The organism is Zarconia navalis LEGE 11467, from assembly GCF_015207075.1.
In the GTDB taxonomy this organism is placed as follows: Bacteria; Cyanobacteriota; Cyanobacteriia; order Cyanobacteriales; family Geitlerinemataceae; genus Zarconia; species Zarconia navalis.
This window is the reverse complement of sequence record NZ_JADEXN010000042.1, coordinates 1-15,933: the sequence shown is the minus strand read 5'-3', so window position 1 is coordinate 15,933 and position 15,933 is coordinate 1. Positions and strand designations below refer to the sequence as shown.

The 15,933-nt window shown below is 49.9% G+C and carries 15 protein-coding genes; 6 read left to right on the top strand and 9 right to left on the bottom strand.

From position 1 onward, the window contains the following. Positions 1–94 precede the first annotated feature (94 nt). Positions 95–1,612 (top strand): 4-alpha-glucanotransferase, encoded by a 1,518-nt coding sequence (gene malQ / locus IQ235_RS03935; protein ID WP_264320192.1) that lies wholly within the window; start codon positions 95–97, stop codon positions 1,610–1,612. 206 nt (positions 1,613–1,818) lie between these two features. Here the strand turns inward: malQ and IQ235_RS03930 are convergent, their stop codons facing one another. The 3 genes from IQ235_RS03930 to cax form a co-directional block, all read right to left on the bottom strand. Further along, on the bottom strand, positions 1,819–2,940 hold the full coding sequence (locus tag IQ235_RS03930) for a trypsin-like serine peptidase (protein WP_264320191.1): 1,122 nt from the start codon (positions 2,938–2,940) through the stop codon (positions 1,819–1,821). A gap of 587 nt (positions 2,941–3,527) precedes the next feature. Further along, positions 3,528–3,710, bottom strand: coding sequence for a hypothetical protein (locus IQ235_RS03925; protein WP_264320190.1), 183 nt, complete (start codon positions 3,708–3,710; stop codon positions 3,528–3,530). A 31-nt stretch (positions 3,711–3,741) separates the two neighbouring features. Then, entirely contained in the window at positions 3,742–4,815 is a 1,074-nt protein-coding gene (cax, locus tag IQ235_RS03920; RefSeq protein WP_264320189.1) for a calcium/proton exchanger, read from the bottom strand. A 447-nt stretch (positions 4,816–5,262) separates the two neighbouring features. Between cax and IQ235_RS03915 the strand changes: the two genes are divergently transcribed. Then, complete coding sequence (locus IQ235_RS03915; protein ID WP_264320188.1) at positions 5,263–7,896, top strand: DUF3536 domain-containing protein; 2,634 nt, start codon at positions 5,263–5,265, stop codon at positions 7,894–7,896. A gap of 127 nt (positions 7,897–8,023) precedes the next feature. On the opposite strand, the gene IQ235_RS03910 is transcribed toward IQ235_RS03915, so the two are convergent. The 5 genes from IQ235_RS03910 to IQ235_RS03890 all read right to left on the bottom strand — a co-directional run bounded on the left by IQ235_RS03910 (position 8,024) and on the right by IQ235_RS03890 (position 12,044). Beyond that, the gene (locus IQ235_RS03910; protein ID WP_264320187.1) at positions 8,024–8,734 is read right to left on the bottom strand and encodes a F0F1 ATP synthase subunit B family protein; all 711 of its coding nucleotides are present in this window, start codon (positions 8,732–8,734) and stop codon (positions 8,024–8,026) included. Beyond that, complete coding sequence (gene coaD / locus IQ235_RS03905) at positions 8,647–9,201, bottom strand: pantetheine-phosphate adenylyltransferase (RefSeq protein ID WP_264320186.1); 555 nt, start codon at positions 9,199–9,201, stop codon at positions 8,647–8,649. The genes IQ235_RS03910 and coaD overlap by 88 nt, the downstream gene beginning before the upstream one ends. A gap of 235 nt (positions 9,202–9,436) precedes the next feature. Beyond that, positions 9,437–10,483: an S-methyl-5-thioribose-1-phosphate isomerase gene (gene mtnA, locus IQ235_RS03900; protein WP_264320185.1), complete on the bottom strand. Its 1,047-nt coding sequence runs from the start codon at positions 10,481–10,483 to the stop codon at positions 9,437–9,439. 92 nt (positions 10,484–10,575) lie between these two features. After that, entirely contained in the window at positions 10,576–11,541 is a 966-nt protein-coding gene (locus IQ235_RS03895) for a glycosyltransferase family 2 protein (protein WP_264320184.1), read from the bottom strand. Positions 11,542–11,846: 305 nt separating this feature from the next. Further along, the gene (locus IQ235_RS03890) at positions 11,847–12,044 is read right to left on the bottom strand and encodes a hypothetical protein (RefSeq protein ID WP_264320183.1); all 198 of its coding nucleotides are present in this window, start codon (positions 12,042–12,044) and stop codon (positions 11,847–11,849) included. 212 nt (positions 12,045–12,256) lie between these two features. On the opposite strand from IQ235_RS03890, the gene IQ235_RS03885 reads away from it, so the two are divergent. Beyond that, complete coding sequence (locus IQ235_RS03885) at positions 12,257–12,610, top strand: hypothetical protein (RefSeq protein ID WP_264320182.1); 354 nt, start codon at positions 12,257–12,259, stop codon at positions 12,608–12,610. Between the two features lie 186 nt (positions 12,611–12,796). Here IQ235_RS03885 and IQ235_RS03880 read toward each other — a convergent pair whose 3' ends face one another. Beyond that, on the bottom strand, positions 12,797–13,588 hold the full coding sequence (locus tag IQ235_RS03880; RefSeq protein ID WP_264320181.1) for an ATP-grasp domain-containing protein: 792 nt from the start codon (positions 13,586–13,588) through the stop codon (positions 12,797–12,799). A 432-nt stretch (positions 13,589–14,020) separates the two neighbouring features. On the opposite strand from IQ235_RS03880, the gene pipX reads away from it, so the two are divergent. The 3 genes from pipX to IQ235_RS03865 form a co-directional block, all read left to right on the top strand. Beyond that, complete coding sequence (gene pipX / locus IQ235_RS03875) at positions 14,021–14,290, top strand: transcriptional coactivator PipX (RefSeq protein ID WP_264320180.1); 270 nt, start codon at positions 14,021–14,023, stop codon at positions 14,288–14,290. A gap of 67 nt (positions 14,291–14,357) precedes the next feature. After that, the gene (locus IQ235_RS03870) at positions 14,358–15,023 is read left to right on the top strand and encodes a YggS family pyridoxal phosphate-dependent enzyme (RefSeq protein WP_264320193.1); all 666 of its coding nucleotides are present in this window, start codon (positions 14,358–14,360) and stop codon (positions 15,021–15,023) included. A gap of 341 nt (positions 15,024–15,364) precedes the next feature. Then, positions 15,365–15,933: cell division protein SepF (locus IQ235_RS03865; RefSeq protein ID WP_264320179.1), on the top strand; the 569-nt coding region annotated here is incomplete at its 3' end.

The following is a 15,933-nucleotide window of genomic DNA, read 5'->3' as shown; positions in this document are numbered from 1 at the left end:
CCCCCACTTCACTCTCCCAGCCCGTTTGAGGTAGAGCGCCCTCGATCGTTATGCTCGATCGTTTCTCATTAATTTCCTCTTATTTCCTATAACTATGGCTTTTCCCAGATCTAGCGGTATTTTACTCCATCCCACCTCATTTCCCAGTCCGTTCGGTATTGGTGACTTTGGCCCGGAAGCCTATCGATTCGTAGATTTTCTCGTCGACAGCGGTCAACAAATTTGGCAAATTCTCCCCTTGGGCCCCACCGGATACGGCAACTCTCCTTATATGTGTTACTCGGCGATGGCGGGAAATCCGCTGCTGATTAGCTTAGAACGGCTGATAGAAGAAGAATTACTGGCAGACTGGGATGTTGCCGACGTGCCGGATTTTCCCCTCGATAGTGTCGATTTCGATCGGGTTCGGAAGTACAAACTCGCTAAGTTGCGCATTGCCTTTACCAATTTTCAAAATCAGACGACCCCCAAACTACAGGAACTCTTCGAGAAATTCTGTCATCTCTCGACCTATTGGCTCGAAGACTACGCCCTCTTCATGGCTCTCAAAACCGAGGCTTTTGCTGGGGAAAGCTGGAACAATTGGCCTGCAGATATTGCTAAACGGGAACCTCAAGCTGTTGCGAAATGGCGGCAAAAACTAGTCGTTGAAATTGAGTTCGAGAAGTTTCTCCAGTTTGAGTTTTTCCGTCAGTGGTCTGCTCTTAAACTCTATACCAACGAGCTAAACATTCAAATTCTCGGGGATATTCCTATCTACGTCGCCCACGACAGCGCTGACGTGTGGGCCCACCCGGAAATCTTTTCCTTGGATGAAAAAACCGGCGCGCCGAAACTGATGGCAGGGGTTCCTCCAGACTACTTCAGCGCCACGGGACAGCTTTGGGGTAACCCGGTTTACAATTGGGAACAATTGGAGAAGGATGATTTTAGTTGGTGGTTGCAGCGCTTCCACGCCATCCTGGACATGGTGGACTTGATTCGCATCGACCATTTTCGGGGCTTCGAGTCCTATTGGGCAGTTCCTGGAGATGAAGACACGGCCATGAACGGCACGTGGGTGGAAGCACCCGGAGATGTCTTTTTCGAGCGTTTGAATCGGGAATTGGGCAAGTTACCGATTATTGCTGAAGATCTCGGAATTATCACTCCCGAAGTGGAGGCGCTGCGGGATAAATTTGGGTTCCCCGGTATGAAAATTTTACAATTTGCCTTCGATTCGGGCCCCGGTAATCCCTATTTGCCTTACAACTACGCTTCTCAAAACTTCGTGGTTTACACCGGAACCCACGATAACAATACTACAGTTGGTTGGTTCGAGGCTCGATCTCCCGAGCAGCAACAGTGGGTTTGGGATTTTCTCGGCTGTAGTACTGGAAGTGGCATCCATTGGGATTTGATTCGCCTTGCACTCAGTAGCAATGCCAACCAGGCGATTTTCCCCTTCCAAGATGTATTGGGATTGGGAACAAACGCCCGGATGAACGAACCTAGCGAAGCCCAGGGGAATTGGGGCTGGCGCTATCGCCACGATTCCCTGGTGAAGGAATTTGGAGAACGGCTGCGGTGGTTGACGGGGGTTTACGGCCGCTTTCCTCAAGAGTCGTCGTAAGTGATGCCAGTGCGTGGATAAGCCCGAACCTTCGTTCTACGGCGATTGAGGAATTCTCGAAAACCCTATTCTTTTCTAGGGTTATTGACATAGAACTTACGCAACGGCGACTGATGAGCGCGGAAATCCCGCGCCCGGTTTCCCCTCCCAAACCTCATAGATGGCAGCTGTGCGTCAGTCGGGTTAAAGTTCCTCCTCGATCGAAACTAACGATTGGCGCTTCGCTTGCGAAGCATACCGAGACTGACAATGCTTAAACCTAGCATCGCTCCCGGTTCGGGGACTTTAGTGGGTTTTTCCTTATTCTCTGGCTGGGGAACGCTTAACATGGCAATATTATCGATCCAGTCTGCATAAGCCGAAACCATCATCCCCCCAGCAGTGGAGCCAAACTTGCCCCCTCCCCCAAAGGTAAATGTATTAATCCCCGCAAGCTTTAGGGTATCGTCTTCCCAAATAAAACTCGGTCCGCCAGAATCCCCCGGTCCGACGATGGCTTCGATATCGTTGCCTAGGGTTGTTCCACCCGTACGGTTGCTTGAGGCATCGGGACCGTCAAAATCGTATAAAAAGACCTCGTTTTCACCGCTGCCTTCGTCATCGAGGCGAAATCGATCGACAATATTTTGCCCGACTCGCTTTTTACTGAGATTTGCCCTAGTGGTGTAGCCATCCACACCGTTACCTGAATAACCGTATCCCACCATGGTCAGTAAGTCGCCTGTAATAAGGGGATTGCGATAGAGTTGGTAAATGGGGATTTCTTCTGGCAGAACGTCTTCGAGGGTAACGATAGCCAAATCGTCATTGATACTTGGTCTGGCAAATCCGGTGTAGTCAGAATGAAGATCGAGTCGTGAGGCGCGAAGGCGGTGAGAGAGATTTTGACCGAAATTGAAATTGAGCCGGACGTTGCTCGGATTGAGATCGTCGTTCCACAAGCCGTTATCGTTATGGTCGAAACAATGAGCAGCTGTCAGGATATGGGTACGGCTAATTGCCGCTCCAGTACACAAAAAGCCCTTTGCTTTAATACTACTCACTCCCCCAAATAAAGACGTTGTGGTATTGGGATCGACTCGCTTCGAGGGAGAGTCAGTTGGCTCGCCATCAAAAATACCGCCTACAATTGTTTTTTGATATTCATCTTCTAATAAAGGGATGGGAATTGCATCTGAATCAGTCGTCAAAAAAAGTTTTTGGGGAGAATCTTCAGATCCCTCGGGTTCCCCAACAATCGACCTAGCTTGCGCTTCCGCAGACAGACTAAATCCAGCGGCGATCGCCATGGCAATAGATGTCAAAATTCGTTGGGTATTTCTAATCATATATTTATCATCCCAAATTTTCGCTGCACCGTTTCGATTGAAAAACTTTTTGATGGCTCGAAATTAACGGCTATCTTTATTTTTTCAGCCTTCAGAGTGTCATTTATATACGATTGGACTTCATGTAGAAGTGTTTACTTTTTTGGTATAACATTATTTTTCTTGCGATCGAAAATTTAACCGAACAAGTAAAAACTAAGTTCATTTTTATATTTTTATAAAAATATTAGGTGTTTCCACTTAAAGCTTTTTTTTCTTATTATTTACCACAAAAATCATGACAGGTGATTCCGTGGATGTAGAGCATCACAGAGGAAATATCTAACTCAATTGCCACGAATCCCGACAGAGTCCGCACGGGGGCATTACTCCACAAATATAAATTAATGAGCTCGATCGCTATCTCTGAATGCTAACGCCTAACTTTTTGACTCATTTTATTGGCTCCGAGAATATACGCAAAAATATCAGAATATTTAATTTTTTGTGGAAAAAGTTTACAGTTTCTAGGTTTTGAATTTAACTTTTTATGCATAAAGTTCTAAACAGTAATGGAGTAATTTAATAAAAAAATGTTTGCTGTCTATTCATTCACCGGGATCGTTCACCACTTGAAAAAATGACGATCGCGTCAAGACAACCGTCATATTGTTCGAAGAAGTTGCCAGAGGCCTTGACGCGATCGCACTCTTGACCGCTTGGGTTGAGTCGATCGACAAACCTTCCATAACGTTTAGATCCAGGGAATCGCAGCCATCGTTCCGTACCATCCATAGGCTCGATTGCGCTGCGAGAGCGAGCCTATGGATGGTAGAAAAAGGAAAATCCTAACACCATATAGGTTGCTAGCAACAAAGCTCCCTCCAGCCAATCAGACCGACCGTCGGAACTGACTGAATTGGCCAGCAGTACCGCCACGGCAACGGCAACCAGTTCAAACGGATTGAAATTCAAATCCATCGGCTGACCGAAAAACCATCCCGCCAGCACGAGAACCGGGGCAACAAATAGAGCAATTTGCAAACTCGATCCCATGGCAACGGACACAGACAAGTCCATTTTGTTCTTCATCGCCACGGTGACGGCGGTTGCGTGTTCGGCAGCATTACCAATAATCGGAACGATAATCACCCCAGTAAATAATGCCGTTAGCCCCAAATAAGAGGTAGCCTCTTCGAGAGAATCCACCAGCAGTTCCGATTCCACCGCTACGGCTAGGGTACAAGCGAGCAAAACACCACCCCAAAGCAAGGAATTGGGTTGTTCCGATTCACCCTCTTCCGATTCGTTTTCCGCTTCTCCCACATCACAGAGATAGGCGTGAGTTTTCATCGAAAACAGCAGCGTCAGTCCGTACACGACGATCAGCACCACTGCCACCGCACTCGAGAGTTTCTGTATTGTCGCTTCCTCAATTCCCGCCGAAGTTGCAACAACGGCAGTGGGAATCAAAATGGCAATCACGGCTAAATTCATCGCCGAGGCATTCAAACGAGCGATGGTGGAGGAAAATACTTGTTCCTTGTAGCGAATTCCACCTAATAACATGGCAAACCCCATCACCAGTAGTAGGTTACTGATAATCGAGCCGGTGAGACTGGCTTTGACAACATCGATCAAACCGGCTTTTAGGGCAATCAACGCGACGATCAGTTCCGTGGCGTTGCCAAAGGTGGCATTGAGCAAGCCTCCGAGGGTCGGACCGACAACAACGGCTAATTCTTCAGTGGCCGTTCCCATCCAAGCAGCCAAGGGAACGATCGCAGCACCAGCCATCAGAAAAATTGTTAGCGATCCCCACTCCATAAAGTGAGCGACCCAGGAAATGGGAACGAACAGGAGCAAAATGATAAAGATTAAATTTTTAGTGGACATGGAGAGTTTCCGAAAGTTTGCCTTGATAATGAAGGGAATACATCGGGACTATCTTACAGCGTTGGTGTATCTCCTCTTGTCTGTCTTTTATCCCGGTTTCCCATCACTATTACCCCGTCAAAACTTGTCTGTCATTTTTTTAGTTGTCGATCGTTTCCTGACAAAAGCACCCAATGCAAGATCTGACTGCTAAAATCGAGGGTGCTAGAATTGGCAATGAAGGGTATTCGATCTCCTGTATTCGTCGAAATTCAATCCTAAAGATCGAAACAGCCCATCGCGCTTTCCATTCTCTCCTTCGTAAGCGCTGCATATTTTTTACGACTTAAATCGAGTTTTTTCTAGGCGGTCTATCGATCGGCTACCGTCTCCCTTATTATCACCCGAACCCGGGAATGGGTGTTTCTACTTGGGGGTCGGTCTAAACCTTACCAACTCAGATATTGTATGACTTTTCTTTCTCAATCCCCGAATCGGGGACAAACTGTAGATTTCGATCTCACCGATACCGTCGAGCCGCTAAAAACGGCCAGCGGTGTATGCGTGACGATTCACGGTCACTTTTATCAACCGCCGCGCGAAAATCCCTATCTCGATGCGATCGAGCGGCAGCCGGGAGCGGCTCCATTTCATAATTGGAACGAGCGCATCTACCACGAGTGTTACCGTCCCAATGCCTTTGCCCGCATCTTCAACGATCGCGGCGAATTGGTGGGAATTACTAACAATTACGAGTATTTGAGCTTTAATATCGGACCGACGCTGATGACTTGGCTCGAAGCTTACGATCGCCAAGTCTACGAAAAGATTTTAGAAGCCGATCGTAAAAGCTGCGAGCGGTTGGCCGGACATGGCAACGCCATTGCCCAAGCCTACAACCACATCATTTTGCCCTTGGCGAACGAGCGGGATAAGTACACCCAAATCCGCTGGGGGATCGAAGATTTTCGCTCTCGTTTCGGACGCGATCCCGAAGGAATGTGGCTGGCTGAAGCTGCTGTAGACTATCCCACCTTGGATGCTTTAGTCAGTGAAGGAATTAAGTTTATTATTCTCGCTCCCTCTCAAGTAGAGCGCGCTCGCTCGATCCCCACCGACGACGATCCCCATCCCGAATGGCATCAAGTTGGGGGAGGACAGATCGATCCTACCCGTCCGTACCGCTGTTATCTCAAAAGCGATCCGAGCGCTTATATCGATATCTTTTTCTACGACGGGCCGATTTCGCGGGATATGGGCTTCGACGATTTGCTCGATAGTTCGCAAACCTTTGCCGGACGTTTGGGTCTGGCGGTACGGGGCGATAATCGTCCGTCCCAACTGATTTCGGTGGCCACGGATGGGGAAACCTTCGGACACCACAAGCGCGGCAAGGAGAAATGCCTGGCCTATAGTTTTCTGCGGGAATTTCCCCAGCGCGGTTGGACGGTGACCAACTACGCTCATTACCTGGCGTTCAATCCACCCACTTGGGAATGCTGCCTCAAGCCGGCGACGGCCTGGAGTTGCGCCCACGGGATCGAGCGATGGCGGGATGATTGCGGCTGCGGTGGCGGTGGCGGGTGGCACCAAAAGTGGCGGCGACCCCTGCGAGACTCTTTGAATTGGCTGCGCGATCGCCTCGCCGAGATGTACGAGTCCCAAGGCTCTGCGCTACTGCGGGATCCGTGGCTGGCACGAGATGAGTATATCCAGGTGATTCGCGATCGCGCTCCGGATAATATCGATCGGTTCTTAGAGCGCCACCAAACCCATCCCTTAAATGAATTGGAACGGGTAGATGCTCTGCGATTTTTAGAGATGCAGCGTCACAGCTTGCTGATGTTTACCAGTTGTGGCTGGTTTTTTGAAGAACTGTCCCGACCGGAAGGGGTGCAAATTCTGCGCTATGCGGCGCGGGCGATCGAATTGGCCGGAGAAGTGACGGGGATCGATCTCGAACCGGAATTCGTCGGGCAAATTGCCCTGGCCCCGAGTAACGTCGTGGAAATGTTTGCTGATGGGGCGGATGTTTATCGCAAACGGGTCAAGACGTCTCAAATTAGTATCGAGCAGGTAGCGGCCCATTATGCCATCAGCTCTTTGTTTACCACCTATGGCGATCGCGGTCGGGTGTACTGCTACGATACCCACCAAATCGATTACCAACTCCAGCGCATGGGGGTGCTAACCCTGGCGGTAGGTCAGTTGCAGCTCACATCGACAATTACCTGCGAGACGGTGCATTTGGTGTTTGGAGTGCTGCATTTGGGAGGTTTGGACTTCCATTGCTGCATTCAGCCCTTCTCGAGTCGTTTGGCCTATACCCAACTCAAGCAGACGCTGTTTGCCACCCTCCAAGATGCCAGTGCGGCACGGATCGTATTGGCCATGAACGAACATTTTGACGGGGAGTCTTTCACCCCGCAGGATTTATTTGCTGAAGAACGACAGCGAATCGTCCAGTTGCTCAACCAGGAAACCCTCGGGCGGCTCGATCGCCTCTACAGCCAGGTGTATCGGGAAAATTACAGCGTTTTGGTGGCATTTCACCAAAACGAACTACCCGTGCCCCAGGAGTTGCAAGTCGCTGCGGAAATCGCTCTGGGTCAGCGGTGCTTGGAAGCGGTTCGATCGCTCGATCGAGAGCTGGAGGAAGCTGGCGACGACTCCAGTTGGGGTCAGGGGCACTTATCGGAGTTGGAAGCCATTGCCACGGAAGCCCATCATTTGCGCTGCCAACTGAAGGTTCCCGAAGCCACGGAAATTTTGGAACGGCTCATTTTGCGATCGTTGTGGCACTTGCTCCACGAAGAAGATTCCGTCCGGGGTGCGGCTCAAGCAGAATGTATCGAACGGGCGATTTCCGCCGCTGAGGACCTTCAACTCCAAGTCTGTCTCGATCGACCGCAGGAACTATATTTTGCCTGGTTGCACGGTCAGGTCGGACATTGGGAACTACTGACCGAGAAGATGTCCTCCATGCAGCGAGAAAGCAAACCCTTACCATCTCCAGAGATGAATTGGAGTGCCCCCCAGTTACTACATCTGCTTCAGCTCGGTCAGAGTTTGAAGGTCGATGTTAGCCCCTGGCTGGGTTGACCCGAGCTGACGGGGGAGGCTTTCGCAGGCTTCGGAAGCACGGGAGGAGTCAATGCTAAATGGTGTTTTCTCCAATTGTGCGTTTGCACCTACCAGTCTCCCCCTTATCCCACCAGCTCGGGATGAATCAGTTCTCGAGGTATCCGCTCCCCGAATGTATCTCCTTCTGCTGCATTCGATATGCCGACTCCTGCTGGATCTGCTGGCGACCGTTGCGAATGACCCGCATCATGTCGCTGAGTTGCCCCTCGATATTGCGCAAGACCCGATCTGCATATTCATCGGCTCCGGTTTCGATGGCTTCGGCATCCGTTAGTGCTTGGGCGCGGGCCGCTTCCACTTCCTGTTGCACTTGTTGCTTCATCCGTTCGATCTCGGCAATTGTTTGCTCTTGAGCGGTCTCGCAATCAAGCTGTACTTGTTGCCGGATGCGATCGGCTTCTTCTTTCGCGTGGCGCACGATGCCCATTTCATCGAGAATTCCCGTGGCCTGACGCTCGGCCGCACCCAAGATTTCCCGAGCGTACTGTTCGGCTTGCTGGATAATCTCCTCTTGACGGCGCACTACTTCTTCCGCATTTTGGAAGGCGGTGGGTAGATTGAGGCGGATGGCATCGAGAATATCGAGAATGGGTTCCTCATCGATGAGGGTTCGTCGCGAGAAAGGAATGCGCGGACTATCGAGAATCATCTCTTCCAAACGGTTGAGTTCCCGCTGGATATCAATGCCTTCCGCGCGCGTCGCATCTCCTACGGGGACTCCACCTGGGGCGGGTTCGCCCCGATCTGTGGCTCCGTGTGAGTTGGGTTCGCTCCCGATTGAGTCCTGACGTAACATTTGTATATATCCAACGCAACTGATTTAGGAACAAAACGATCGACCGAGCCGCCAAATTTAGCAACCTCTTTGACCGCACTACTGCTCAAGAAACTCGATTCGTTACTCGTCGCGAGAAACACAGTTTCCACTTGCTCCGATAGGGTTTTATTAATGTGAGCCATTTGTAGCTCCATCTCAAAATCCGAGAGAACTCTCAACCCCCGCAACAAGACTTTGGCTTGCCGAATTTTAGCGTAGTTTACCGTCAGACCATCAAAGCTATCGACTTCGACGTTGTTTAAGTGAGAAGTACTCAAACGAATTTGATGTAGGCGATCGCTGACGCTAAAAAGTGATTTTTTATTTGGATTCATTACCACAGCCACTATCACTTTGTCAAACAAGTTACATCCTCGCTCGATGATATCGAGGTGGCCGAAGGTAATCGGATCGAAGCTGCCAGGGTAAATTGCGATCGCAGACAAGGTGAAAAATTAGAAAAGGGTAAAATTATAGAGTTTTCTTTTTGCCCGCTCTATGCGATCGGGTAAGACAACAATTTTACTAGATAGCCTACTCTAAAAAATCAGTTTTGTGCAAATTTTTAGAAATTATGGGACAAAGGAAAATATTCTCGGCATTTTCGATGGAAAAGACTAAACCTATTAGATCTGCCCCATTCACGCTCAAAAAATTAGCGCAAACAGTCTACTACAAGATTTAGGAATTCTGTTGGCTTGGTATCCGTCCCCCCAATTGCTCCGGGGGGATCGCGCCATCTTCGGTGACGATCGCCGAGATCGATGCGGCCGGGGTGACATCGAATGCCGGATTGTAAAACTCAACCCCAGCCGGCGTGAGTTGCGTGTCGCCAATCCGATAAATTTCCGCCGGATCGCGCTCTTCGATGGGGATTTGCGCTCCGTCACCAAGGTTAAAATCCACAGTCGAAAAGGGGGCGGCAACAAAAAAGGGAATGTTGTGAGCGCGAGCAACCAACGCCAAACTATAGGTCCCGATTTTATTGGCAGTATCCCCATTAGCCGCAATGCGATCGGCCCCCACCACCACCGCATCGATAAGTCCTTCCTTCATGCAGTGAGCGGCCATACTATCGGTAATTACCGTCACCGGAATCCCCTCCTGAACGCATTCCCAAGCTGTCAGTTTGGCCCCTTGGAATCGGGGGCGGGTTTCGTTGGCATAGACGCGTTCCAAGCGTCCCTCCCGCCACGCCGAACGAACCACACCTAATGCGGTTCCGTAGCCAGCTGTTGCCAGCGCCCCGGCATTGCAGTGAGTGAGAATTCGGAGTTTTTGGGGAGATTCGGGTAACACCTCCAAACCCCGATCCCCGATCGCCTGACAGGTGCGCAAATCCTCTTCTTGGATTTCCTGGGCGGTTTTGAGCAATACGGCTTGAATCGATTCCACCGAACCCACGGTTTGGCGAGCGGTTTTTAACATTCGCTCGATCGCCCAAAATAAGTTAACGGCAGTGGGACGGGTGCCGCGCAACAAATCCGCCACCCCATCGAGGGCCGTTAAAAATTCGGCGCGATCGTCCGTTTCGATTTCTCTCGCCCCCAAATACATTCCGTAGGCGGCCGCCACTCCAATTGCCGGTGCGCCCCGCACGATCATGGTTTTAATCGCCATGGCCATATCGTCGCTGCGGCGAATCTCTACTCGCGAGTAGAGGGTGGGCAATCGAGTTTGATCGATGAGGGAAACGCGATCGTCGTGCCAAGCAACGGGGTACAGCATAGTGGAAGGGTAAATCAAAGAGTTTTCGGCTATTGTCACAAATTGTAGCGGATTGTCCCTTTGACAACACTACCAGCCGCAATTACACAACATCAATGACTGTCCTTTGTTCTCTGTCGCTCGATTTGGGCGCGGCGCAAACGCAACTGAATGTCTTCGAGGAGTTTTCGGTTCACCCCCAGCAACTCCGCCACCAATCCTACAATCCAGAGTTGAAAGCCAATCATTATCAAAATTGCTGCCAAAATCAGGCTGGGAATTCGAGTTCGTTCGCTACCGAGGAAGTAGAATATCACCCACCGCACTCCCAACCCAAACCCGAGGGTGAAGGGGACGCTACCGAGTAGGGTAAAAGCCCGCAGCGGTTTATAGGTCAAAAAGATGCGCAGGATCGTGAGTACCGATCTCTTGAGATAGCTGGGAATGCTTTTGACCAAACGCGACGGACGCAGGTAGCCATTGGTGCGAATGGGAACTGAGGTAATCGCCATTCCTCTTTGTCCTGCTTGAATAATGGTTTCGATCGTGTAGGTATACTCGTTAAAGACATTAAGCTGCATTGCCGCTTCTCGACTGAAGGCGCGAAAGCCACTGGGTGCGTCGGCCACGTTGGTATTGCTCACCAGACGCACGACCCAACTTCCCCCTTTTTGCAGTAACTTCTTGAGTGGGGAAAAATGTTCGATCGCTTCGATGGGTCGCGCGCCGATGACAATTTCCGCTCGACCCGCTAGAATTGGTTCGATTAATTTTGGAATATCGTCAGCACAATATTGATTGTCGGCATCGGTATTGACGATAATATCTGCACCGGCAATGAGAGAGGCTTCCAATCCCGTCATAAAAGCTTTGGCCAAACCTCGATTTTTGGTGACGCGCACGATGCGATCGGCTCCACCGGCTCGGGCAACTTCTACGGTGCGATCGCGGCTGCCATCATCGATAATCAGCCACTCGATTTCGTCAATCCCGGTGAGCTGGCGCGGCAAAGCCGCTAACGTGACACCGAGGGTGCGTTCTTCGTTGTAGCAGGGAATTTGGATAATGAGTTTAGTCATCGGTACGCTGAGGTAAAAGCCGCAGGCCTTCCTCGATCCCTGGGAGAATCGACGGATTTGCGTTTTCCAGCATAACCCCAAACGCAGTAAAGGCGTGCAAGAGCACGCCTAATAGGTGATACACAATTTAAACTTGTAATCGTTCGAGAGGAGGATGGGAGTTGATGCTGTCGTTCGAACGCTCGATCGGTTCAGAGTGATATTTGCAAATTGCCCCATCTAACACGAGTCAGTTCTCTAAATCGAGCGTTCGATGATAATGCTCGATCTTGTCGTCCCGCTCTCGAACCCCATTCGGTACGGCATCAATCTATGACTTTCAACCAACCCCGGCGAATGGCATGAAACAGTCGATCGAGCGCTTCCCGTTCGTTGTCGGAAAGAACCCGCTCGATCGACATCAACACGAGCCGTTGCTTTTGGCTATCCGTAATACAACCAGCATTCCAAATTCGAGCAAACAAATCTTCGACAACCAAAGGACGAATTGTTTGAGTATGCATTTGGGCAGCGCTCTGAACTCTGTGCCTTTTAGTATCTCGCCCCTAGGCATTTTTCTGTGCGATCGATACAGTTATGGAGGAGTGATATCGATCGCCCGAGTCTGTGACAGGCGCGCGAACAATGGTACGATCCGGGTTGCCAAGCTTTAAAAATAAAAACCCATCTTATTATTGGTATACATCTTGGTATACATTAGTGCGATCGAGCTGTAATGGTCGAATCCTCCGCCTCAAACCAAAGCAAACCTTCTCGGAAATCCTCCAAACAAAGTGCCGATCTCACTGCCGCACCTCTCGAAGTCGCTGCTGCCGATCTGGCTCGATTTGCCGCGCTGCGGGTGAAGCTTCAAGACGCACAAGAGAAAGCAAAGCCTTATGTAGAGCTGATTGAGGCACTATTTCGGAGCGATCCCCTCAACGATCGACAAATCGAACTGGCCAAAAGTAAAGATTTTGCCAAGGCCTTAACTCATCTAGCGACACTGAAAGTTGAGTCCGATGCTGCTTCTGCGAAAGCTGGGGAAGCGTGGGAGATTTTGAAGCCGATTTTAATGGTTAATTCTTAATTTGGAACCAGGCAATACTCATAGGAGTTACGTACTGCAAGTCCTAAGTATTCAACCCAACTCGATATCGGGATGGATTTAGCCGAACGTTCGGAGCGTCGCCTGACAATTTAAATGTGCGACAGTTCGCCATCGCGATCGCATCGCCATACTCGACTAGCACAACTTACGACACACTCATCTGTCCTATCTGCTCCATGTGTGAAATGCTTGAGACAGCCGTCGATCGATTTCTCGAGCCATATTGCCGATACAGATGTTCCGGTCAACGTGACTGTAGATACCGTCTGTATTCACTTCCAGCACCAACCAGCGCCCCCGATCGTCTTTCATCAAATCGGCGCACCCAAACGAGTCAAGGAGATGGGTTGCACTTAAGGCAAGGCGTGCTTGGAATTCTGCGGCGGGTGGAATATCCTTTTGGGCTTCGTACCTTGCGCCTCGTGCGCGGGCAACAAAAGGAGAGGTTTCTACACCGGGAGGAAAGCGTCTGGCATTCCAACCAAAAGTCTCGCCGGCGACACAATACAGCCGATACACTTCGGGCACCTCAAGAGGAATAAATTCTTGAATAATGTAAGGACGCGGCCAATCCAGGGGAATGGGCATATCCCATTCTTGCAAGCGATGACCCGATGCACCGCTGCCTGTGGGCCATTTGAGAATCCATTGACTTTGCGGTTCTGCGTGAATGAGTTGTTTTACTTCATCTTCAGATTCGAGCAAATATGTTCTGGGAGTGGCAACCCGAGCATTGGCAAAAGTTTCTGCAAGTTGGCGTTTGTCTGAGGCTAACGTAATGGCATCAAACGGAATAAAACTTCGTCCCGATGGCGGCTGCGAACTTTCCCAACCGAGGAGATAATTGTGTTGTGCTGGGGTTGAGCTAATTTCAAGATGCATCGCACGTGCCAAACGTTGTGCGTGTTCTTCAAAAAAACAAGCTGCATCGCCCGTATTGAGAATTGTCGCCTTCATACATTCAACTTTACGGTTTCACAACCAGCGGCACCCTCTCCTTTCCTCCATTCCCGATCGTGCGGAGTGCTTGCCACCGACCGATACTAGCAATTCGCCACGAGCCGTTAAAACGAACCCTCTAAATCATATACTGTATATATCCCAAGAGATTCAATCCCCCTTGTCATCGGGAAGATAGCGGGTTAAATTTCGATCTTGCACTAGTCTTATCGAATGATTGCATAACTCTACGGTTAACAACCCTGGAGATCGGTACTTGTGCCATGGCAACATCAAAAATAACGATCGAGCAATTTCGCGAACTTGGGCGATCTAAGACAAAAATCAACAATTCCGGAATGGGTTCACAGGGGTGCAAGGGGATACGCCCACAGACACTGTAAATATAACGTTATATGTCTAAGTATTGTATGGTGAAGCGAGAGCCGAATGACTAACACCGAAACCTACCTGAATCATCCGACTTTCGGTCTACTCTTTCGGGTCTGCCTCGTAGGACACGATCGAGAACTTTTTACGACCCTATATGCTCAACGTTTATTCTTCATTGTTGCCAATACACCGAATGGTCTTGCATTTGAACCCATTAGCCGGGGTGATGCTCGATTAATGGTCGAAAATCGCTTGCGAAACCTGCGTCGAATGGGTCAAGACGAGGAGTTTGAGAAACTTCAGGTGATTCACCAGCAGGCTTTTTAAAGAGGGTTAGGCACCATTGACGAAAAACGAACGATTAACCATCAACAATGACGGCTCTGGTAATTTTATGGACAGCGATCTCGCCCAACGCATTGCCAAAATTACGTCTACACTTTCCCCCTCGGTGCGTTCGATCGCTGTGAGCAAAACCGTGTCCCCCGAGCGGATACGGGACGCATATGCTGCTGGGGTTCGAGATTTTGGTGAGAATCGCATTCAAGAAGCCACTGCCAAACAAGACCAACTTCAAGATTTAAACGATATTACTTGGCACTTCATCGGTCATCTTCAAAGTAATAAAGCCAAAATTGCCCTAGAGCGATTTGATTGGATACACTCGGTCGATCGTTTAAAACTCGCTCAAACTCTCAACCGATTTATTGAAAAGGGATGTCCCTCACCCATTCTGTGCTTGCAAGTCAAACTGCGACCCGACCCCAATAAATCTGGCTGGACAGTATCGGAGTTGCTAGCGGACTTACCCGCACTCGAACAATGCAAAGCCCTCAATATTCAAGGTTTGATGACAATTGCACCATTGGGGTTAGATGAATCGGAAACCCGAGCGGTCTTTCGAGAAACTCGGCAACTCGCCGATCGTATCCGCGCGCTGAACTTACCTGGAATCTCGATAACCGAGCTATCTATGGGAATGTCTGGAGACTATCCCCTAGCAGTTGCTGAGGGGGCAACCGCTGTTCGACTAGGACGAAGTGTATTTGGCGAACGATAGAAAAAGAAGACTCTGGAGACAGGAAAATAAGGATGTTCCGAAGCGCGAAATTGGGAAAGGGGATAATAACAAGTCACCGATTTTTCGTTATTAGTAGTCCGTTCGTCCATCCTCTCCCCCAGCTTCCCAAGCTTCCTCTGCCTCCCCCAACGGGCACGGATACGAATTTGGGCCGGAGAATGCTAAGATTTTGCCAATAGAGCCGGACTGAGCGCCACTCCTTACATTAAACTGTCAACCAGGGGCGATATCGTCGAGGCAAAAAGCACAGTTTTATGATTGTAGAGTTGTGTTTCTCGCAACCGCGCAGGAGATCGGCATCAAACGATAAGGAGTCAATTATGAGCAACATATTTACAAAGCTAAAAGATTTTGTGGGTCTCAACGAACCCGTCGATTACGAGTACGAGTACGACGAAATGGAGGGAGATAACTACGGAAATCTCTACCCGCAAAATGCTGCTCCTGCAAACTTGGATACAGCCAGCCACGATCGCAGTAGAATCGGAGATCGCGCGGCTGCCCTAGGATTGGTCAGCACCGGACTCGGCACGAAAACTTCGACGATTGGAACAACAATGAATTCACCTTCTAACAACGTGATTGGATTACCTGGTGCGAGCAGCGGAATTTCTGAAGTGGTGGTGATCGAACCCCGCTCGTTTGAAGAAATGCCCCAAGCGATTCAAGCTCTGCGGGAACGCAAATCTGTGGTCTTGAATCTAACGATCATGGAACCCGACCAAGCCCAAAGAGCCGTTGATTTTATCGCGGGGGGAACCTACGCCCTCGACGGTCATCAAGAGCGCATCGGCGAAAGTATTTTCCTGTTCACCCCCAGTTGCGTCCAAGTGAGCACCCAAAATGGTGTGGCTCGCGATGTGGCAGCCCCCCATGTAAATGCCCCACG